The organism is Dialister succinatiphilus (genome assembly GCF_928721695.1).
Lineage (GTDB): Bacteria > Bacillota > Negativicutes > Veillonellales > Dialisteraceae > Dialister > Dialister succinatiphilus.
This window is the reverse complement of the sequence record NZ_OV788641.1, coordinates 2,134,014-2,156,079: the sequence shown is the minus strand read 5'-3', so window position 1 is coordinate 2,156,079 and position 22,066 is coordinate 2,134,014. Positions and strand designations below refer to the sequence as shown.

At 49.6% G+C, this 22,066-nt stretch carries 18 protein-coding genes; 17 read left to right on the top strand and 1 reads right to left on the bottom strand.

Translation table 11 applies throughout. From position 1 onward, the window contains the following. The first annotated feature begins 184 nt into the window (after positions 1-184). Positions 185-886: an MBL fold metallo-hydrolase gene (locus NW747_RS09135; protein WP_273187024.1), complete on the top strand. Its 702-nt coding sequence runs from the start codon at positions 185-187 to the stop codon at positions 884-886. After that, positions 883-1,188, top strand: coding sequence for a hypothetical protein (locus NW747_RS09130; RefSeq protein WP_273187022.1), 306 nt, complete (start codon positions 883-885; stop codon positions 1,186-1,188). The genes NW747_RS09135 and NW747_RS09130 overlap by 4 nt, the downstream gene beginning before the upstream one ends. Here NW747_RS09130 and NW747_RS09125 read toward each other — a convergent pair. Next, positions 1,185-1,493: a hypothetical protein gene (locus tag NW747_RS09125; protein ID WP_273187020.1), complete on the bottom strand. Its 309-nt coding sequence runs from the start codon at positions 1,491-1,493 to the stop codon at positions 1,185-1,187. The two genes, NW747_RS09130 and NW747_RS09125, sit on opposite strands and share 4 nt — an antisense overlap. An 81-nt stretch (positions 1,494-1,574) precedes the next feature. Between NW747_RS09125 and rny the strand changes: the two genes are divergently transcribed. From rny to NW747_RS09050, 15 genes are all read left to right on the top strand, one after another. Further along, positions 1,575-3,149 (top strand): ribonuclease Y, encoded by a 1,575-nt coding sequence (gene rny, locus NW747_RS09120; protein ID WP_273187018.1) that lies wholly within the window; start codon positions 1,575-1,577, stop codon positions 3,147-3,149. A gap of 206 nt (positions 3,150-3,355) precedes the next feature. Continuing rightward, positions 3,356-4,540: a S1C family serine protease gene (locus NW747_RS09115; RefSeq protein ID WP_273187017.1), complete on the top strand. Its 1,185-nt coding sequence runs from the start codon at positions 3,356-3,358 to the stop codon at positions 4,538-4,540. Then, a complete protein-coding gene (gene rlmH / locus NW747_RS09110) occupies positions 4,541-5,020 on the top strand; it encodes a 23S rRNA (pseudouridine(1915)-N(3))-methyltransferase RlmH (RefSeq protein WP_273187015.1) in 480 nt (159 codons plus the stop codon). Between the two features lie 284 nt (positions 5,021-5,304). Next, a complete protein-coding gene (locus tag NW747_RS09105) occupies positions 5,305-5,844 on the top strand; it encodes a CBS domain-containing protein (RefSeq protein WP_008858909.1) in 540 nt (179 codons plus the stop codon). 128 nt (positions 5,845-5,972) lie between these two features. Further along, positions 5,973-7,319: a TrkH family potassium uptake protein gene (locus NW747_RS09100; protein ID WP_273187013.1), complete on the top strand. Its 1,347-nt coding sequence runs from the start codon at positions 5,973-5,975 to the stop codon at positions 7,317-7,319. Positions 7,320-7,330: 11 nt separating this feature from the next. Further along, positions 7,331-7,993, top strand: coding sequence for a potassium channel family protein (locus tag NW747_RS09095; protein WP_273097142.1), 663 nt, complete (start codon positions 7,331-7,333; stop codon positions 7,991-7,993). Between the two features lie 243 nt (positions 7,994-8,236). After that, the gene (murA, locus tag NW747_RS09090) at positions 8,237-9,496 is read left to right on the top strand and encodes a UDP-N-acetylglucosamine 1-carboxyvinyltransferase (RefSeq protein WP_008858913.1); all 1,260 of its coding nucleotides are present in this window, start codon (positions 8,237-8,239) and stop codon (positions 9,494-9,496) included. Then, positions 9,474-10,559, top strand: coding sequence for a rod shape-determining protein (locus tag NW747_RS09085; RefSeq protein WP_273187012.1), 1,086 nt, complete (start codon positions 9,474-9,476; stop codon positions 10,557-10,559). The genes murA and NW747_RS09085 overlap by 23 nt, the downstream gene beginning before the upstream one ends. Positions 10,560-10,939: 380 nt before the next feature. Next, positions 10,940-11,230, top strand: a complete 291-nt coding sequence (locus NW747_RS09080; protein WP_273187010.1) for a hypothetical protein — start codon at positions 10,940-10,942, stop codon at positions 11,228-11,230. A 17-nt stretch (positions 11,231-11,247) separates the two neighbouring features. Beyond that, complete coding sequence (locus tag NW747_RS09075) at positions 11,248-13,230, top strand: SpoIVB peptidase S55 domain-containing protein (protein WP_273187008.1); 1,983 nt, start codon at positions 11,248-11,250, stop codon at positions 13,228-13,230. 31 nt (positions 13,231-13,261) lie between these two features. Beyond that, positions 13,262-14,023: an MlaE family ABC transporter permease gene (locus NW747_RS09070; protein ID WP_008858917.1), complete on the top strand. Its 762-nt coding sequence runs from the start codon at positions 13,262-13,264 to the stop codon at positions 14,021-14,023. An 8-nt stretch (positions 14,024-14,031) separates the two neighbouring features. After that, complete coding sequence (locus tag NW747_RS09065; RefSeq protein WP_008858918.1) at positions 14,032-14,793, top strand: ABC transporter ATP-binding protein; 762 nt, start codon at positions 14,032-14,034, stop codon at positions 14,791-14,793. Next, on the top strand, positions 14,790-15,947 hold the full coding sequence (locus NW747_RS09060) for an MlaD family protein (protein WP_273096901.1): 1,158 nt from the start codon (positions 14,790-14,792) through the stop codon (positions 15,945-15,947). Before NW747_RS09065 ends, NW747_RS09060 begins: the two co-directional genes overlap by 4 nt. Before the next feature lie 29 nt (positions 15,948-15,976). After that, the gene (locus NW747_RS09055; protein WP_273187006.1) at positions 15,977-17,479 is read left to right on the top strand and encodes a TolC family protein; all 1,503 of its coding nucleotides are present in this window, start codon (positions 15,977-15,979) and stop codon (positions 17,477-17,479) included. Between the two features lie 186 nt (positions 17,480-17,665). Continuing rightward, positions 17,666-22,060 carry a translocation/assembly module TamB domain-containing protein gene (locus tag NW747_RS09050; protein ID WP_273187005.1) on the top strand — a complete coding sequence of 1,465 codons (4,395 nt, stop codon included), beginning with the start codon at positions 17,666-17,668 and terminating at the stop codon, positions 22,058-22,060. Positions 22,061-22,066 lie beyond the last annotated feature (6 nt).

Genomic DNA, 22,066 nt, shown 5'->3' with positions numbered 1-22,066 from the left:
AACCTTCGGGGCCAAAGGCCCCGTCAACCTTCCCCGCTGAACCTTCTGAACCGGGGCCGCAGTGCGGTCCCATATGATATAATTATTATACAGCTTCTATAGGAGAGGCACATTCAAGTTAAAATTTATTGGCTGATACAAAAATATATATGAAATGTCAGTTCTTATGATGAGAGGAGAACCTATGAAACCGGTAGATATATATTTCCTTCACCACAGCGGTTTTGTTTTGGAGCTGGAAAAGGTGATTCTTGTTTTTGATTATTATCTGGATCCTTTGAAACGTCTTGAGGAGCGTCTGGAAAAAACGGATAAGCCGGTGTATTTCTTTGTATCCCATGTGCATGGAGATCATTTCAATCGAGCCATCAGGTCTTTTGAAGACCGGGCGTCCGGCTATTTCCTCCATCGGGACTGTTCTCTAGCTTTAGGAAATCAGAGTCTTCTTCATGTGATGGATGTGGGAGATGAGGTGAAGGAAGGACCGCTTACTGTTCATATGTATGGCTCCACCGATGCCGGCGGTTCTTACATGGTGGAAGCGGAGGGACTCCGGATTTTCCACGCCGGGGACTTGAACTGGTGGCACTGGGCCGGTGAAGGGGTCGAGGAAAACCGGGAGGCCCGGGACTGGTTTTTCCGGGAACTTTCCTGTATCAGGGAAAAAGAAGTGGATATCGCCTTTCTCCCTGTGGACGCAAGGCAGCAGGTGGCCAGGGAGTGGGGCGTGAAAGCCTATCTCCATCATTTTGCTGCTTCTCTTCTTGTCCCTATGCACGCTTTCGGTCAGCGCTGGGTGCCGTCCTATGAGTTCCGCTGGCTTTTTCCGCATCAGACCATGTGGATTCCGAAAGAAGACGGTGACCATGTAAGGAGGGAATTATGATTTCCATGACCTGGATTTACATCATGCTGCTCATGCTGGCAGGAAGCTTTATCCTGCAGATGGTGCCGCTTCTGATCTATTTTCCGGCTGTACTTATTGTCAATATCCTTATTTTTATTATCGCTTTTATCCTTATCCGGCGGGATCCCTATGTGGAAAAGCGGGGTAATATCCTTTTCATGGCAGGCCTTACGGTCATTAATATTTTGACGGACCTTGGCATTCTGTCCTACCTCATGAGCTGGGCTGCTTTCGCGGCACTGGTGGTGTGGTCTATGTTCGGTGGCGGCAGAGGCCATTAGAAGCTGTTTTTATAGCAGTCTATCTTCTTTCCGGCGGTCTCTTCTTGACAATAATTTATAAAGATTTTAGAATAAAAACAGGTGCTGAACCAAGTGAACATTCCTGTTTTGGTATGATTCTGATTATATACAATGGCTCCTGCAGGGCTCGTCTTCTGTCGCAGGGGCTTTCTCCCTATGGGATAAAAAATATAACATTTTTCATTCATGAGGAAATCCATCTGTTTCAGCCTGGGAAAATTCAATTCTCCATGGCCTGCATGGATTTCCTTTTTTCGTGCTTTAAAAACTGCCATGGGTATCATTTTCCATATCTCCTCAGGGAGATGGTTCGTTTATGTTTTCGTAGTGAACATTATAATAACAGAAAGAGAGAGGTGAATCATTTGACACTGGATGAAGTTTTACTGTATGTCATCGTAGGATGTATCATTGCCGCTGCTGTTGGTGCCGGTGTGGGGTATATGCTCCGCAAGCGCATTGCAGAGGCAAGAATCGGATCTGCAGAAGAAAAGGCCCGGCAGATTGGTGAAGAAGCAAAAAAAATGCTGGATAATGCTTCTCGGGAAGCGGAAACGCTGAAGAAGGAAACCATTGTACAGACCCGTGAAGAAATCCACAAACTTCGTGAAGATGTGGAACAGGAAAACAAACAGCGCCGTGATGAACTGCAGAAGTACGAACAGCGTCTTGTGCAGAAGGAAAATAATCTGGACTGGAGAAGCGGCAACCTGGAACAGCGGGAATCCCAGTTGGACAAAAAGGAAAACCAGGTAAAGGCTCAGAAAGAAAAGCTGAATGGTCTCTATGAACAGCAGCAGAAAAAGCTGGAAGAAATTTCCCAGCTTTCCAGCGATCAGGCCAGAGATATGATCCTGTCCAGAGTGGATGAAGAGCTGACCCATGAAAAGGCGGTCCGCATCCGCAGTGCTGTGGAAGAAGCCAAGAATACAGCAGATACCAAGGCCAGGGAAATCATCGCTTCCGCCATTCAGCGGAATGCGGCGGATACGGTTTCCGAAACCACGGTTTCCGTCGTTTCCCTTCCAAATGAAGAAATGAAAGGCCGCATTATCGGCAGGGAAGGCCGTAATATCCGGGCCATTGAAACCCTGACAGGCGTAGATCTGATCATTGATGATACGCCGGAAGCGGTCATTCTTTCCTGCTTCGATCCTATCCGCCGTGAGGTGGCAAGGCTGGCATTGGAAAGCCTTGTGAAGGATGGACGAATCCATCCGGCACGGATTGAAGAAGTGGTGGCCAAGACAAAGAAAGATGTGGATAAGGCTATCCGCGAAGCCGGTGAACAGGCTGTTATGGAGTGCGGTATCCGGGGCATGAATCCGGAACTGGTAAAAATCCTGGGCCGTCTGAAATACCGGACAAGCTATGGACAGAATGTGCTGCAGCACTGTATTGATACATCCTACTTTGCAGGCATTATGGCCGGCGAAGTGGGGGCCAATGTGGAACTGGCCAAAAGGGCAGGCCTCCTGCACGATATCGGTAAAGCCGTGGACCGTGAACAGGAAGGCACCCATGTGGAACTGGGCGTTGAACTGGCACAGAAATACCATGAACCGCCGGAAGTCATCAATGCCATTGCTTCCCACCACGGAGATACGGAGCCTACCTGCGTAGAATCCGTACTGGTGGCAGCGGCTGATGCTATGTCTGCAGCCCGCCCCGGCGCCCGCCGCGAGACTCTGGAAAACTATATCAAACGGCTCACCAAGCTGGAAGATATTGCCAAGTCCTTCCCCGGCGTGGACAGCTGCTATGCTATCCAGGCAGGCCGTGAGCTTCGGGTTATCGTGAAACCGGAAAAGGTGTCTGAAGATCAGGCGACCATTCTGGCCCATGATATTTCCCGCCGCATTGAAAAGGAACTGCAGTATCCGGGACAGGTGAAAGTGGTGGTTATCCGGGAAACCAGAGCTACCGATTTTGCCAAGTAAGGGAAAAGGAATCTGCTTTTGAAAGGCAGATTTCTTTTTTATTGGAAATTTTGATGACACAGGCCTGCTTCCATTATGGACGGTTTGTGATATAATGAGTGAACCATATCAACAGGAATTTCAATGAGCCCCTTCCATTCATGGAATGATGGGGCTTTCTGGAATTCCCTGAACATTGCTTTCCCGCATGGGACAGGGAGGTTACTATGGATAGAGAAGACTTGGACAGGAAACTGAAAGAAAATGGCGAAGCCATGAAGGAAACATCCCATGGCTCTAAAAGCAGCCGAATGAAGATTGCTGCACTGGCGCTTTCCATGCTCATTATCGGCGGCGCAGGCGGCTGCTACTTCGGAGATTTTGCACTTCCGAAAAAAGGAGGGGCCTCCTCTTCCTACCAGCTCCCCCAGGGGACTAATAAGAAGATGGAAGACCTTCCGGCTGTCCGCAACACAGCGGTGGTGCAGGCAGTCAAGGAAGTGGGTCCGGCCATTGTAGGCATTACCACCAGGGTCTATGACCGGGATATGTTTAACCGGCGGGTAGAAGTGGGCCAGAGTGTTGGATCCGGCGTCCTTTTCGACAAGAAAGGATATATTGTCACAAACAACCATGTGGTATCGGGCAGTAAAGATGTAAATGTGTGCCTTTCCAATGGTAAGACGGTACAGGGAAAAGTGGTAGGAACTGATCCCTCTACAGACCTGGCCGTGGTGAAGATCGATGGAAGCGATGATCTGCCGGTGGCATCCTTTGGTGACTCCGATGCCCTGCAGGTAGGGGAGACGGCCATCGCTATCGGCAATCCTCTGGGCCTTGAATTCCAGGGCACCGTCACAGTAGGCGTTATCAGTGCACTGAACAGAAGCCTTGACGATATAGACCAGCGTTTCCGCCTTATCCAGACCGATGCGGCTATTAACCCCGGCAATTCCGGCGGCGCCCTGGTGACTGCCGACGGGAAGGTCGTGGGCATTAACAGTGCCAAAATCGCTAAGGAAGGGGTAGAAGGTATGGGCTTTGCCATTCCTATCAACTCCGCCAAAGGCATTATTCAGCAGCTGATTTCCAGCGGCAAAGTCACAAGGGCCTACCTGGGCGTCTATGCCGCAGATAAAGACATTGCCCAGCGCTACGGCTATGACTGGGATCATGATGGCGGCGTTCTTGTCATGAAAGTGGCATCCAGAAGCCCTGTAAGCCTCACCGATATCCGTCCCGGCGACTATATCCTTGCCATCGACGGCCAGTCCATTGATACAGTCAAGGGTATGAGGGACATCCTGGATACCCATAAGCCAGGGGACCGCATCAAGGTGACCTACGAACATAATAGCAGGAAAGCGGATACGGAAGTGCTTCTGGCATCGGCACCGGAGTCTAACCAGTAAATGAAATTTACATTTCTTACCATCGGCAAAATCAAAGAAAAATGGATGCGTCAGGGCATTGATGAATACCTGAAGCGTCTCTCTCCTATAGCAAAGGTAGAAGTCCTGTCGCCGGATGAAGAAAAAATGCCGGAAAATCCTTCTCCTGCTTTAAAGGAAAAGGTCATGGAAAAGGAGGGGGAAAAGCTTCTGAAATATCTGAAAGGTGAAGATTTTCTTATTCTCCTTGACCTGAAGGGCAAACCGGTGACCTCTGAAGAGTTGGCCGACATTCTTCGAAAGAAAATGGTATCCGGCACCAGCCATTTCTTCTTCATGATTGGCGGTCCTTATGGCAATGGAGAAAACATCCGGAGAAGGGCCAATCTGAAAATTTCTATCAGCGCCATGACCTTTACTCACCAGATGGCCCGCCTTATTCTGGCGGAGCAGGTGTACCGGGCCATGAAAATCATCCGCCATGAGCCCTATCATCTTTAAGGAAGCACTGATTAATTCATAGAGTTTTCTTTTATAAGATTTTTTATGCACTGTTTCGTCATGGGCTTCCTTAAATAGCTCGCTATTCGCGTCAGCCCATTCCTCGCATTGCATAAAAATTCAAGAATAAAAGCAAACAATGATTTAATCAGCGCTTCCTTAAGGGAAGGCCTTTATGGCAGAAAAGAGGGCTGTTTTTTCTTTCCATTTGCACGTTTTCTTTAAATTCGTTAAAATATAGATAGGAAATATCAGATTTCAAAGCTTTCAAAGGAGGGGTTCCTATGCCATCCAAAACGCTGAAAGTCAAAGATTTCATGACAAAGTATGTGTTTACCGTATCTCCTGATGTGACTGTACACAGGCTGGTCGGTTTATTCATTACCCATCCGGTCAGTGCTATTCCGGTAGTTGGAGATGACAATGAACTTCTGGGCATTGTTTCAGAAGGGGATCTCCTCTATAAGAAAGTGACACCCAAGATTCCTCAGTATGTGGATGTGCTGGGAGGAAATCTGTACTACTGCGGCTTTGGCCGCTATGAAAGGTCTTTCCGGAAGCTCCTTGCTACTACGGCAGCGGAAATCATGACCAAGGATGTGCGATGCGTCACGCCGGAAACGGATATGGAAACGCTCACCAATCTTATGGTGGATGAGCATTTGAAGACGGTGCCGGTGGTGGAAAAGAAGAAGTCCGGCAATCCGGATATCGATGCGCCGGCCCGTCTGGTAGGCATTATTACAAGGCATGATATTCTGGGGGCCATTGCAGCCACCGAAGCGGAAGAACTTTTGAAGAACAGGGAACAGGAAAAGGAATGAATCCGTTATAAAAAACTGCACCCACCGGGTGCAGTTTTTTATTTGCGCCGCACATAGTATAATAAAAGAAGCACTCCGGTGGTCGGGAAGGGAAATCCATTCCTGAAGAGGAGAGGGAGGTATCATAGATGCTGATGCTGGTTGTCCGGTTTTTAAGTAAAATGCATAGGGGAATTCTCATATGCGGCGGGTTTGCGCTGTTCATGCTTCTGGGCGCATTCCTTCTTATGCTGCCTTTTTCCCAGACGGGTACCAGGGATGTTTCTTTTGTGGATGCTCTTTTCATGTCGGTGAGTACAGTGAGTGTCACGGGCATGAGCATGTTTGACCTTCGTTATGATTTCACATTCTTCGGGCAGCTGGTGATTCTTTTCCTCATGCAGGTAGGGGGCCTGGGGATTATGACCATGATGGCCATGGTGAGTATTTATACGGGAAGGAAAATCCGCCTGCAGGAACGGCTCCTTATCCGTGACTCTTTCAATCTGCAGACTCCATCGGGTATGGTTATGCTGGTCCGCAAGATCATCGGTACGACTCTGGCCGTGGAATTTACATCCGGCACTCTGCTGGCGGTGTATCTTTATTTTAAATACGGACCTATCGGCATTTATCTGGGTTACTGGCACGCGGTGTCCGCCTTTACCAACTGCGGCATGGATATCATGGGCAATGATGTGGGATTTGCCGGTATGGCGGCAGATGGTTTTGTGAGCACCGTGGTGGTTATTACCATGTTCCTGGGAGGCGTGGGATTTATTGCACTGGATGATGTATTAAGGCACCATCGGTGGTGCAGGCTTTCTTTCAACAGCAAATTTATCTTTACCATGGAGGCCATCCTGATTCCCCTGGGGGTGGTGGTCTATTTCCTGCTGGAAGGAAATAATCCCGAAACCATGGGTCATATGGGAACTCTGGAAAAATGGCAGAGTGCCCTTTTCATGTCTGTATCCTCCCGCCTGGCGGGGTTTGTGGTCTTTGATATCCATTCCATGATGAGTTCCACTGTTCTTTTCGTTATGATGTTCATGTTTGTGGGGGCCGCCCCGGTTTCTACAGGCGGCGGCATCCGTACCACCACCATGGGACTTCTCATGCTCTCCCTTTATGCGTGGATTCGGGGGAAACGGGATGTGGTGCTGTTTCATAAACAGGTAGATTCCAAGTGTCTGATGAAGGCGTCCAACGTATTTACCCTGGCCATTGTCCTCACTTTCCTCACTGCCTTTTCCGTCTTTGCTTTGGAACCGAAGAATTTCAGCTTTGAAGATGCGCTCTTTGAATCCGTGTCTGCTTTCAGCACCGTGGGATTCAGCATGGGGCTGACAGGAGAATGGAATACGGCCTGCAAAATCGTTCTGATGATTGCCATGTATATCGGCCGGATCGGCGTGATGACTCTGGCCATTACTTTTGCCAGCCATCACAATAGTTCAGTCAAATATCCGAAAGAAAATGTTGTTATAGGTTAGAGGTTGCCAGTATGAGTCAGAAATTGCAGTTCTTTGTAGCCGGTCTTGGCCGGTTTGGGAAAAGCGTGGCTGTTACATTGGAAAAAATGGGCTATGATGTAATGGCTATGGATATTGATGAAGATGTGGTTCAGGATTTGGCCGACACCCTGGGATATGTGGTCTGCGCCGACTGCTCCGATGAGAAGAACCTCACCGCCATTGGTGCAGGCAATGCGGACGTGGCAGTGGTTTCGGTAGGGGAACTGTCCGCCAGCCTCATGACCACCCTTCTTCTTAAGGAAATGGGAGTCAAGAAAATCGTGGTCAAAGCCCTGGATCCGCTCCATGGCAAAATGCTCCAGAAAATCGGTGCGGACAAAGTCATTTATTCGGAAAAGGAAATGGGGGTCCGGGTAGCCCATAACCTGATTTCTCCAGGTATTGTGGATTATATTGAAATGGAAAACAATATAACCATTCTCTCTATTCATGTACCGGAAGACTGGATAGGGAAAAGTATCCTGGATATTGATATCCGTAAGAAATATAACATTACCGTGGTGGCCATCAAGAGGAAAGGGGAAATGTATGTCAACCCCCATCCGGATATGCAGCTGGCCTCTGATGATATGCTCATCATTTTAGGCGATTCGGAAAGTGTGAAACGGGTCACCGCCAGTCTGGAACAGTAGGGAGACCGGAATGGGGACAGGGATTGTGTTCGGCGGCCTGCCTTTGAGTCACGGGCTTTGAACTTTCCGCCCCCGCTTACAGTCTCCCTTGAAATCATATATATTTTTTGCTATGATACATGGTGATTTGATTTCGTAAATCTATGTTTCCTTCTTTTTCTTGGCAGAAAGAAACATTCCGCAAATAGAATGATTATCAGGTACAAGATTTCTTTGATTTTTAAGTAACAGGAGTGATTCCTTTTGGAAAAATTAGTGATTCATGGCGGACGTCCCCTTCATGGACATGTCCGTGTTTCCAGCGCAAAAAATGCAGTTCTTCCTATCATCGTAGCAACTCTGCTTCCTTCTACCCCTGCATCTATCATTGATGCGCCGAACCTGGATGATGTGAGCACCATCTGCAGTGTGCTGGAGTCGCTGGGCGTGAAGGTGACAAAGGAAGACAATGTATTGACTTTTGATGCTTCCATGCTGGATAAGACAGAGGCATCCTATGAACTCATGAGCAAAATGAGGGCTTCTTTCCTCATTATGGGACCGCTCCTGGCTAAAATGGGTCATGCAAAAATTGCTCTTCCCGGAGGATGCATGATCGGAAGCCGTCCGATCGACCTTCATCTCAAGGCCTTTGAAGCCATGGGAGCTGAAATTAATGTAGGCAACGGATTTGTGGAAGGATATGCACCTCATGGACTGAAGGGTACCACCATTTATCTGGATTTCCCCAGCGTAGGCGCTACGGAAAACATTTTGATGGCAGCAGCTACGGCGGAAGGCCGCACTATTATTGAAAATGCGGCTGAAGAACCGGAAATCGTAGACCTGGTAACTTTCCTCAACTCTATGGGTGCCAACATTAAAGGTGCAGGCACCAATATTATCCGCGTGGAAGGAGTCAAGGAACTGCAGGGCATTTCCCATACGGTCATTCCGGACCGCATTGAAGCAGGCACATTCATGATCGGCGCAGCCATGGTGGGCGGCGATGTGGTAATTGATAACGTACTTACGGAACATCTGAAACCCCTTCTGGCCAAGCTGAATGAAGCAGGGGTGAAGGTAATTAAGGATATCGACAGCGTACGGGTCATCAGCGATGGACATATTCGTTCCACCGATATCAAAACTCTTCCTTATCCCGGTTTCCCTACAGACCTGCAGGCCCAGTTCATGGCCCTTATGACCATTGGCAACGGCATCAGCAAGATTACGGAAACTGTTTTTGAAAACCGCTTCATGCATGTAGGAGAACTGCAGCGCATGGGTGCTTCCATCCAGGTGGAGGGAAGATGCGCCATTGTACAGGGCGTTCCTTTCCTGAACGGCGCCTTTGTGAGAGCTACAGACCTTCGTGCCGGTGCAGCTCTTACCATTGCCGGTCTGGCAGCCCATGGAGAAACGGAAGTAGGGGAACTTCACCATATTGACCGCGGGTATGATCATCTTGTAGAAAAACTGCAGGGGTTAGGAGCAGACATTGTCAGAGTCGACAGGGATTAATCAGTCGTCCCCTAAAATTTCCAGACTTTCCAGCCAGAATTCCCTTCTGGACTGGATCGGTTCTTTTGGCTCGGAAGATATCGGCGTAGATATCGGCACTTCCAATATCGTCCTTTTTATGAAACATAAGGGGCTGGTGTTTCCGGAAGCTTCTGTTATTGCCCGGAACCGGATGAGTGGGGAATACCTGGCTTACGGCACCAGGGCTGAAGAAATGGAAGGGAAAACGCCGTCAGAAATCGTGATTTCCCGTCCTATGAAGGAAAGCGCCATTGTGGACTACAATGGCACTGCCTTCCTTTTAAACTCCATAGTGAACAAGTCCTACCTGAAGGGCATGTTTTTCCATCCGCGGCTCATTATGTGCGTGCCTAAAGGAATCAACAGCGTGCAGAGGCGGGCTCTTCTGGAAGCGGCAGTGGCCGTGGGCGCCAGAAAAACAGTACTTATCGACCAGCCCCTGGCGGCTGTGATGGGTATGGGACTGGAAAATCACCAGCAGGAAGGGACCATGATTGTGGACATCGGCGGTGGCTCCACCAAAATATCGGTTCTTTCCAAACAGGGGATTGTGGTGAGCCATTTCTCCACAGAATCGGGAAGCACCATGGATACAGCGGTTCTCAATACGATTCGGGACAGGTATCACGTCCGCATAGGGAGAAAGGAAGCAGAAAGTCTGAAAATCGCACTGGGAGCTTCCTGGGATCTGGACCGGCAGCCCCGCATTGCAGAAACTTCCGGCCTTTCCATTGTTTCCGGACTTCCGGTGAAAATTGCGGTAACCAGCGAAGACATTGCCGGCGCCATCAATCCGATTCTCTATAAAATCTTCACCCACATTCGTGACGTGCTTCAGCGCACACCGCCGGCACTTCTGGCATCTATCCGGGAAAACGGCATCATGATGATTGGCGGCGCATCTCAGCTGAAAGGCATGGATGACCTGATTTCGAAAGTAATCGGCGTACCAGCCCGGGTAGCGGACCGTCCGTCTTATGTGAATGCGGTAGGAGCAGGATCGGCCCTGAACTACATCAATGATTTCAGGGATTCCCTGTAGGATTTACATTGAAATAGAATCAATCAAAAAGTACGGCTTGGGGAAACCGGCTGTGCTTTTTTTGTACTCTAAGGAAGCACTGATTAATTCATAGAGTTTTCTTTTATAAGAATTTTTATGCACTGTTTCGTCATGGGCTTCCTTAAATAGCTCGCTATTCGCGTCAGCCCATTCCTCGCATTGCATAAAAATTCAAGAATAAAAGCAAACAATGATTTAATCAGCGCTTCCTTAATGGCAGAAAAAATATGTCATATATTTTATCAGCCTTTTTCGGAAGAAACATTTTAAAAAATATTAAATTTAAAGAAATAATTCATAGCTCGTGGTAAAATAAAACTGATAATACCCGATTTTATAGACTGAAATGAGGGATACCCATGAAAAACTGGCAAAAAGCAGGACTGGCAGCAGCGGCTGTCCTTTTGATGACAGTACCCGCAGAAGCAGCGGAAGTTTCCCAGAATGCGGTGCTTTCCGGCAAAGTGACATCGGTGGTGGAAGTGAATACGCCGGTCAAGGAAGGACAGGTACTGGCTACCGTTGATTCCCTGGTAGGACCGGTTCCGGCGGTAAGAGCTGATACTGATGGCGTGGTGACAAAGGTTCTGGTTGTGAAGGGACAGCAGATCAACAAGCAGGACGCTGTGGCTGTCATTGAAACAAAGTAATGGATAAGGAGTTTTTAATGCATGCAATGGCAAGCAAGAAAATAAAAAGACTGGCTCTTTCAATCTGTCTGGCCCTGGGATCAATCCTGCCGGCAGGAGCGGAGGAATTTCTTCCGCTTTCCGATGTAAGGGAAGGCATGCATGGCTATGCGAAAACCGTAGTGCACGGCACAAAGATTGATACTTTCGATGTGGATGTGCTGGGCATTATGAAAAATAAAGGGAGCGCCGGCGGAGATCTGGTACTGGTGAAGGTGTCGGGTCCCCTCATTGATGAAACCGGCGGTATTGCCCAGGGCATGAGCGGAAGCCCCGTATATATTGACGGCAGGCTTCTTGGTGCCATTGCCTACGGATTTCCCCAGTCCGACGGACGTATCGGCATGGTGACTCCGATTTCCGACATGCTCCGCCTATGGACCATAGATTCCGGAGAGGAGAAGAAGGAAAGCGGGGCGGATAGGGATTTGATTCCCCTGGCAACGCCTCTCATGGCGTCGGGCTATACACCTTCAGGCATGGAATTTCTTACGGATAAGATGAAGGATTTCAACATGGTTCCCTATTCTGCCGCCTCTGCCGGCGTCGATGAGATGCCCCGCCCTCTGGAAGCAGGGGGAGCCGTGTCGGCTACGCTGGTTACCGGTGATTTGAAGCTGGGGGCTGTGGGTACTGTAACGTATGTGGACAAAGACCATATGGTGGCTTTCGGCCATCCCTTCCTGGATAAGGGGAGTTCTGCCTATTTCATGCACAATTCCTATATTTTCACCGTGGTGCCCAGCAGAAACATTCCTTTCAAGCTTGGCAGCGTAGGCGCGGAAATCGGTGTGGTGAACGAGGACAGAGGTTCCGGCATCAGCGGCCTGTCCGGAAAAGTTCCGGAATCGGTGCGTCTCCATTCCTCGGTGCTTGATGAAGATACGGGACGGACTCAAAGCCTCAATGTGCGTATGGTGCAGAATGAACGGATGCTTCCCATGCTTTCCGTGACTTCCGTATATAACAATATGAGCAACACCCTGGACCGGAATGGCGAAGGAACGGTGTCTCTTTCCTACACCCTCTTTCCGGAGGATCTGAAGAAGAGACCTTTTACCCGGTCCAATATGTACTGGTCTTCCAAGGATATTTCCGAGAGAAGTGTGGATGAAATGTACAATGTCATCCGCATTCTGGAGCAGAACCGGTTTGAACCCTATAAACTTCGGGATATTTCAGTGGACATGAAGGTCACAAAGGACCGGAAAACAGCCCAGCTTCTGGATGCTTCCGCATCGCCCACCGTGGTTTCTCCGGGAGATACCATTTACGTGAGGGCCAGGCTTGCCCCCTATCGGGGAGAAGTGTTCTACAAAGATCTGGCTTTCACAGTGCCGAAGGACCAGCCTCTTGGTACCATGATTCTGGAAGTCAGGGGCGGCGGCGTGGTGCCGCTTCCTTACCTGATCCAGCAGCAGAAATATAATCTCACCGATGAAATCCTGGAGCGTATCCGCACCTATAAGGATTTCAACGATTTATTTGATAAACTGGAAAAAGAGGATAAAAACAACCAGGTGGTGGTGGAAATCCTTGACCCCAATGTGAGCATGATTTCCAGAGATGAGGAAAACGGCACCAAGGCGGAAATCCAGGATAAGAGGCCTTCTCAGAACCCGGACTATCTGAAGGGTAAGAAGGGAGACGGAAAGGAAGGCGAAAAGGAAGAGGACAGCCCCAAGAGCAGCGTGGACACCGATTATGTGGTCTACGGTGATGGACAGTTCACCTTCCAGGTCATGGCCCCCGAAGACCGGGACCGGGCCCTCCGCAAACTGGCCAAATCGAACCAGAAGATGATTGCGGACATGAAAAACGAAGGGAAAGATTCTATTTCCGGAAAAGATAAGGACGGAAAGAAGGAAGAAACGAAAGAGGAAAATGGAAAGAAGCCGGATACAGACAAGAAGTCGGGCACTTCCTATTTTCTGATGAGTGATTCCATGACCCGTCTGTAAGGATGGTTTGAAAGGGGGAAGGGAGGAGAACATGGGATTTCTGGAATCATTGGGGCGGCAGACCCTGTCTATTTTTCACCAGCTGGGAGCGGTTATCCTGCTCCTCATGGCGGCGGTCCGCGAAATTTCCGCCATCCGCGGAAGAGAGACCTGTCGTCAGTGCCTTTCCTTGGGGGTTCTTTCTTTTCCCATTGTGGCGCTTACCCTTTTATTCACAGGCATGGTGCTTTCTGTGCAGATTGCAGGAGAACTGACCAAGTACGGCGCTGATTTCACAGTGGGGGCCATTGTGGCCATCGGCATAGGCCGCGAACTGGGACCGGTGCTCTGCGGCGTGGTGCTGGCAGGTCGTGTAGGCGCTGCCATTACGGCGGAAATCGGCACCATGCGGGTGACGGAGCAGATCGACGCTCTTCGCTGCATGGCGGTGAGTCCCATAGGCTACCTGGTGGTGCCAAGGCTCATTGCCTGCATGTGCATGCTGCCTCTTCTGGACGTATTCGGCGTGGCCATCGGCGTAGGCGGCGGCATGATGGTGGCATCTTTGTCCCATGGGGTTTCCTCCTATGTATTCATGCATTCCATTCATGTGTACTGCGTGCCCTCCGATTTATACATCGGCGTTTTCAAATCGGTTATTTTCGGCATGATCGTGGCTCTGGTGGGCTGCGACCGGGGCATGACCTGCACGGCGGGAGCGGAAGGGGTCGGTAAGGCAACCACCCAGTCCGTGGTATATTCCATTATTATGCTTTTTGCAGCCAATTATATTCTTTCGTCCATTCTTTTCTGAGAGGCCTTATGATTTCTATCAGACATGTATACCAGACTTTCGGCAGCCGGCAGATTTTAAAGGATGTGAGTCTTACCGTAAAAGACGGGGAGACCATGGTCATCCTGGGCGCTTCGGGGTCGGGGAAATCCACTCTGCTGAAACTGATCATCGGGCTTTTAAAGCCCACATCAGGGGAAGTGATGGTGAACGGGAAGGATATGGCCCGCTTAAGTGAAGCGGAGCTGAACCATGAAAGACGGCATATGGGGTTTGTCTTTCAATATTCTGCCCTTTTTGATTCTATGACAGTGAAGGAAAATGTGGCTTTCGGCCTTCGTATGCATACGAAAATGAGTGAAGAGGAAATCGACAGGATTGTGAAGGAGAAACTCCATCTGGTGGGGCTGGATGGCATAGAGAATTTAATGCCCTCCAGTTTATCCGGCGGCATGAAGAAAAGAGTCAGCCTGGCCAGGGCCATAGCGCTGGAGCCGGAAATCATTCTTTACGATGAACCGACAGCCGGTCTTGACCCTATCCGATCCACTGACATCAGCCTCCTTATCAAGCATACCCAGAAAGTGCTTCATGCCACCAGCGTGGTGGTGACCCATGATTTGAAATCGGCCGAAATGATTGCTGACAGGATGGCTTTCCTTTATAAAGGATCCTTCCTGGCCATAGGAAAGCCGGAAGAACTCAGACAGTCTCCTGATCCAAGGGTTCGGCAGTTTATGGAAGGACTGCCGTCGGACCCTGATTTTCTGAAAGAAGGTGATGCTCCTTGAAATGGTCTACAGAAGCAAAGGTAGGGGCCTTTTCTCTGCTGGGGATTCTGCTTTTTGCTGTCATTATCATCCAGCTGGGGAATACGGTGATTTTCGGAAAAAGCGGATTTCATGTGACCGGCTATTTCAAAGAAGCAGAAGGAATCGAGCCGGGCAACCCCATCCATTATGCCGGCGTGGACGTAGGTATGGTGGACAATATTTCCGTGGAAAACGGGGAAGCGGTGCTGCGTCTTCGTTTTTATAAAGATGCCCAGGTGCCAAGGGATGCGGATTTCTCCATCCAGACGTCTTCCGTCATGGGCGGACGATTTGTCAAGGTTTCCGGAGGTCATCAGGAAAGGGGCTTCCTTTCTGACGGCATGACCGTGCAGGGCAAGGCGGCTCCCGGGATCGACCAGGCCATGGATAAAATGGATAAGCTCATCAATTCCGCCCAGACCATGCTTGACGGCATTAACACGGTGGTTGCGGATCCGGCGGCTCAGCGGAATGTGAAGAACAGCATCAGCAACTTTGACGCTGTTTCCGAAAACCTGGCCATTCTCACAGCCCAGGGTATTCAGACGGCCAATGAAATCCAGGGCATTACCTCCCAGATTAATTCCATGCTTTACCAGCTCAATGGAGATGGCAAGGCAGTAGGTGATGCCCGCCGTATCATGGATAATCTGGCAGTGGCTTCAGAAAATGCAAAAGAAATTTCAGGCAATGCAAAAGAGATTTCCGGAAAAATTAATGGTATAATGAATGGGCAGACCGATTTTAATGTATCTGTTTCCGGAGAATTGTTATATAATACTAAAAAGGATGATTTTTCGCCGAATCTGTTTTTCCGCATAGGTAAAGGCACCTATGGACTCCTGGGGATTGAGTCGCTGACTAATGATCCTGTATATGATGCCGTATTTGGTAGGACGAGAGGGATTTACGGCTATCATGCAGGCATTGTGAGAAATAAGCTGGGCGCCGGTGTGGACTATGAAAAAGACCGGTGGAAGTTCTCGGCAGACCTCTATGATCCGAATGATCTGACCATGAGGATTCGTGGAAGCTATGCGCTGGATGACCATTTCTTCCTTACCGGACAATCCATCTTCCCCCATGATAACAGGGGCGGCGGTGAATATATCGGCCTTGGATACAACTATTAATAGACATCTGTCTAGAAGGGATGAAATATATGAATAAATATACCTACCGTATTTTGGCAGCTTCCGTTGTAATGGCACTTTCTTTTGGGGTGGGTGCCCAGGCAAAGGGCTCTGACACCCGTGTGACCACAGATCCTTCCATTACCGAAAAGGCTCTTGCCGCCCAGATGAAGCAGGTAAGCGCTGATAAGAGTGTAAATTTCAATAATATGCTCATGCAGAAGAGTCTGGGAGATGCCCTTACCGATGCTGCAGCTCCAGAAGCTTCTTCCCTTGACATAGACCTTCGGGGCGCTGTTTCCACAGCAATCCAGAATAACCGTGACATCACCATTGCTGACCTCCAGAGGAAGGAAGCAGAAGCGGATGTAAGCGCAGCGGCAGCAGCCAAGAATCCTACTGTCGGCTACAGCTGGCAGGGAAACCAGTTTAAAACCCGTATTGTTTCCACAGCTGGAGATGTGAACAATCGCTCCTACAGCCAGGGCGTCAATGTAACCCTGCCTATCTGGACCGGCGGAAAACTGGAAGGACAGATTAACCAGGCCAGATATGCAAAGAATATTGCTGATTTAACCTACTACAAAACCGAAGCGGACACAAAGCTTTCCGCCGTGAAGGCTTACTACACCTATCTGGAAAATATCAAGCTGGCCGATGTGCAGTCCATGTCTGTCAATGATTATGCCAACCATCTGAAAAATGTACAGCAGCAGTTTGATGCAGGCATTGTGGCAAAACTGGATGTCCTCACTTCCAGTACGTCCCTGGCCAATGCAAAGCAGAGCAAGATTGCCGCTGACAATGCAAGGGATATTGCAGAAGCCAACCTGAACAACATTATGCGCATCCCTATGAATACAAAGCTGAATCCCCTGGATAAGGATTTCCCGGAACCGGCTTTTGATATCACCATGGACCAGGCCATTGCTATGGCCCAGAAATACAGATGGGAACTGATTCAGGCTGATTACAATGTTCGTGTGGCCAATGAAGCGCTGAAGGTTGCTAAGTCCGGCTATATGCCTACCATCAGCGTTGGCGGCGGTTACAGCTGGGATTCCGCAGCCCTTTCAAAAATTGATAAAGATGACTGGGCACTCCTTGGAAAAATCAGCTGGAATCTTTGGGACGGCGGCTCCACCCAGGCAGCAGTGAAGAAAGCCAAAGAAGGGGTCAAGGTAGCCCAGGAACAGCTGCTTCAGGCCCGGGAGTCGGTGGAACTGGAAGTCAGACAGGATTACCTCAATATCCTTTCCTATAAGGAACAGATCCGTGCCACTGAAGCGGCTGTGGCGCAGGCTGAAGAAGCTTACAAGATTGCAGCTGTTCGCTACAGCAGCGGCGTAGGCATCAACCTGGATGTACTGGATGCAGAACTGCAGCTTAACACAGCCAGAACCAACTACATTACAGCTCTCTATAATTACAACATCGGCCTGGCTACCCTGGAACATGCCATGGGTATTCCGGCAGTGATTCATTCGGAATTCGCATCGCCCTTGAATCAGGCCATGGAAAGCAAGTCATAGGCAGGAAACTAGGGCCATGGCAGGGGAAGGCTCCGCTGCCATGTTATGACCGGCAGGGTGGGAACCCGCTCGAAAGCGGCATGATTCAGCCGGCAGCAGAGCCGCTGCATCATGGCATGAACAAGAGATCGAAGATCTATAGAGAAAACGAAAACAAGAAACTAGACACGCAATGGAGAGATACCTTTGAACAGTAAAATCAAATGGTGGCTGAATGGGATTGCAGCATTTATTTTTGTGCTGCTCTGCGCCATTTACCTCCTGATCCGACCGATAATTGTACAAAACCTGGAGCCTGTGCTGAAGGAGCAGCTGGGAGCAAGGGTGAACGGCACTCTATCCTGGCAGGCCATGGACCTGGATCCGGATTTGAATCTTTCATTTACCAATCTGGAACTGAAAGACGAAAACGGATCTGATGTGCTTTCTACGCCTACTTTGACGGTAGGCTGGACTCTGTCTTCCCTCTACAACTATCTTATCAACCATGCAGGGGTTGCCTCCGTAGTAAAAGATGTGACTGTGGAGGACCCGGAGCTTTCACTTGCCCAGAAAGCGGATGGTACATGGAATGTAAGCAATCTGCTGAAGCCCTCTGATTCTTCCGACAGCGGCGTGTTTACAGGGAAAGTCATTATTTCGGGTGGCACGGCGAAAGTGAAGCCCAATGCAGCTGGCGAGCTCGCTTTCTCTTCCCTGAATGGCTCCTTTGCCTGGGATGAAAACTCCGCCATTACAGGCGGCCTGAAAGGCACTTTCCTTGACAGCGCTTTCAAGAGTTCCCTCGATTATAAGGATAGCAATCATTTGGAAATCAATGTAAGTACAGACCCTATTCCTTTGAAATCGTTTTCACCTCTGCTGGATGCTTTCCCACAGCTTCAGAATCAACTGACCCTGGAAGACGGTACAGGTAAAGTGACGGACGCTAAAATCTGGAAAAGTGATGGCGCCGTTGCTTACCGGGTGACCGGTTCTTTTAACCATGCTGCTCTTAGCTATGATAATTATGTTCTAGCTGATGGAGCAGCTTTTTTTAATATCGAAAACGGTCTGGTTTCACTGTCCCAGGTTTCAGGAACAGTGAACGGACAGAAGCTTTCCGGCGAGGTGACCGTAGATGCCAATGGAGAAAGCCCCTTCTTTGATGGAAATGTATTTCTCCATCAGGTGGACCTCACAGCCCTTCTTCCGGAGGAAGGGATTTCCGGAATTCTTGATGGAAATGTGAACTTCTCTGGCACCACTGATAATCCCTCCGTTTCCGGCGCTCTCACCGGTGAGCAGCTTTCCTATGAAGGATATGATGTAGAACGGGCAAAAGCTGTTTTTGCGTATCATGATGATCAATTAACCCTTTCCCATCTGGAGGCAGACAGAGACGGCGGCCATGTGGAAGGGAAGGCTTCCTATGACAGGAGAAGCGGAGACTTTTACGCAAACCTTTTGGCCGACCATATCAATCTGGAGGGACTGCCTCTTCCTTCCCCTGTCAGCGGCATTGTCAGCGGCTATGGCATGGTGGAAGGAAATCTTCTTAATGGTTCTATTTCTTTGAGAAAAGCATCGGCTTCCCTGGAGGGAACCGGACTTTCCTATGAAAATATGGCTGCCGAAAGTCTCTCCGGCTTCGGAAGCTATGATGGAACGAACTGGCAGGTCACAGCCCTGGGCAGCGGTATTTCCTATGATGGTCTGTCTTTTGACAGCATTTCTTTCTCTGCGAAAAATCAAAACGGCCTCATTCAGGTTCCGTACCTGTCCGGCGCCGGCGCAGAGGGGTTCTTCACAGGAAATGGTTATTACAGTGATGAGGGCATGAATTTTGATGTGGAAGTATCGGATATGGATGTTTCCCATCTTTCTTCCTTTGCAGGAGTGGACCTGGGCGGCCGGGTATGGGCTAAAGCCCATGTTACCGGCACTTTGGATCATCCGGAAGGTACTGCTGATTTCAGAGCCCAAAATGGATATGTGAGGAATGCATCCTTTGATACGGTGGAAGGTCATGCAGTCCTGGCAGAGGGCAATGCGTCCATTTCTTCCCTCACCTGGGATGGTCCCTCCGGCCATCACAGGGTCAGCGGCACCATTGGCATGGATGCTCCTCATGCCATTAATCTTTCGGTCAAGACCAGTCAGACCAGAATCGAAAGTCTCCTTTCCCTGGCCAATCTTGACTATCCACTGACCGGATGGATTTCCAATGACCTTTCCCTTACCGGCAGCCTGGAAAACCCGCAGGTTTCCGGTGACTTCCACGCCTGGAGCGGTTCAGTGGCAGGCGAACTTTTCCAGAGCATTTCCGGTAAGTACAGCTACGACGGTCATGATGTGACTCTGGAAAACTGCCTGGGTTATATTTATGACGGCACCGCCCTTGTGAATGGCAAAATCAGGGGGAAGGACCTGGAGCTGGATGCTTCTCTGACGGATATCAGTATGGAAAGAATGCTTCCGGGCAGAGGCATAGAAGGCAGCCTTTCCCTTCTGGGTCATGTAAGAGGCACCGTGGACAGCCCTGTATTTGATGGCATGGCTTCCACCAGGGAGATTACCATTGGCGGAAATACCATCCGGAACGTATCGGCCGGCATTCATTACAAAGACGGTCTTGTCTCTCTGGATGAAGGTTCTTTCCGTCAGAAGGAAGGAACTTTTACCTGGAAAGGCAGCTATAACACCCATTCCGGCGCCATGAACGGATTACTGGAATTCAGCAGCTGGAATATTCGTGACATTATGAAGTTCTTCAACAGGGATGTAGACGGCGTAGACGGAAAGGTGGAAGGCAGCATGCGTATCAGCGGCACCACCGAATCACCGAATGTGGATTTTAACGCCCATGTACTGGGCGGCCATCTGGGAGACGCAGTGCTGGGAGAAGGGAATGTGGACTTTTCCTACATGAACGGCGCCCTGTCTATCAGGGAATGCCAGATTCCCATCGGTTCCGGCGTCCTGGCAGCCCAGGGCTCCATGAACAGCGCAGGAGATCTGGATATCCAGGCGGCTGCCAGGGATATGGATATTTCCTGGATTCCTCAGATTTTGGGAAAGAAGGATATGTCCATCGGGGGAAAACTGACCGCGGCCGTCATTCTTTCGGGAAATAAAAAAGCGCCGGTGGCTGATATTTCCGTAGGCATTGATAACCCTCGGTATGGCGACATCTCCTTTGACAGCCTGTCCCTCATGGCCAATGCGGCCAACAATGTGGTTACGGTGCAGAATGGCCTCATTTCCAGGGGTCAGTACCGGGCCAGCATGAAGGGCACCCTTCCGGGCAATGTATTCACCGGAAGCACCACAGACAAGGCGGTACCTTTGAACCTGGACATCAATCTGGATGAAGCGGACATGAATATGCTTGCTATTTTCTTCAAGCCTGTCACTGCGGCCAGCGGTCCCATCCACGGTCATCTGACAGTGGCCGGCAGTTATGACAATCCGCTTCTTCTGGGCGGCATCAATGTAAAGGACGGGTCTTTGTCCTTGATGACTATGAATGAAGCCATTACGCCGGTGAATATGAATCTGACCTTTTCCGGCAATGAATCCCATCTGGAAGGAAGTGCAGCCTTTGGCGGCGGCAGCCTCACGGTGAACGGCGATGTTTCCTTTGACCATATGAAGATTGGCAATTATAAAGGGGAACTCCATATCCATACGCCTTCCATTAATTCCACCTATTATAAAGGCTCTCTGGACGGCGATTTCACCTTTGGGGAAATCGAACGTTTTGCAAGACCCGGCATTACAGGTACCCTGAAAGCGGAAAATGCGGTGGCTGATATTCCCTTTACTCTTCTCGGCGATTCCGGAAATACGTCCCTTGATGTGCTTACGAAAATCGACGTTACTATCGGAAATAATGTGCGCCTTTACAACAGTGCTCTCTATGACATGATGGTGAAAGGAAATCTGTCCATCCTGGGACCCCTGTCTGCTCCCGTGGTCACCGGCCGGGTGAATGCGGAAAAAGGGACTGTTAAAATCAATACCACTGAATTTAAAATGAACGAAGCCAATGCCATCTGGGGCGGTGAACCGGGAAGCCTCCTGCCTGACATTCATGCCAAGGCTTTTACCAAGGTGGGCCATTACGGCATTACCGCCGAGCTGGACGGACCGCCGGGGAATATGAAGACCACCTTCCACAGCGAGCCCGCTCTGAATGATACGCAGATTCTCATGCTCCTTACTCTCCACCAGAACCCGGACGATAAGGACAGCTCCGGCGCCATGGAAGGGGCCCTCTTCAATGCAGGTCTCACCATGCTCTTTGGCAACGGCGTCCAGGACTTCCTGCAGGACAAGATCGGACTGGACCAGATTTCCATTACTTCCAGCCTCACCGATTATTATGATAATGTGGACGATAATAACGACAGCTATTACTACATCAAAATCGGCAAGTATCTGTTCAACGATTTCATGCTCACTGCTACCATGGGCATGAACAACGATGAAAAGAGTATCGGCGCTCATTATGATTTAAACTCGCGGGTAGGCCTTTCTTCGTGGTATAATAGTAACCATGACAGTTATGTAGGTACTGACTGGAGTTTCAAATTCTAGGAGATA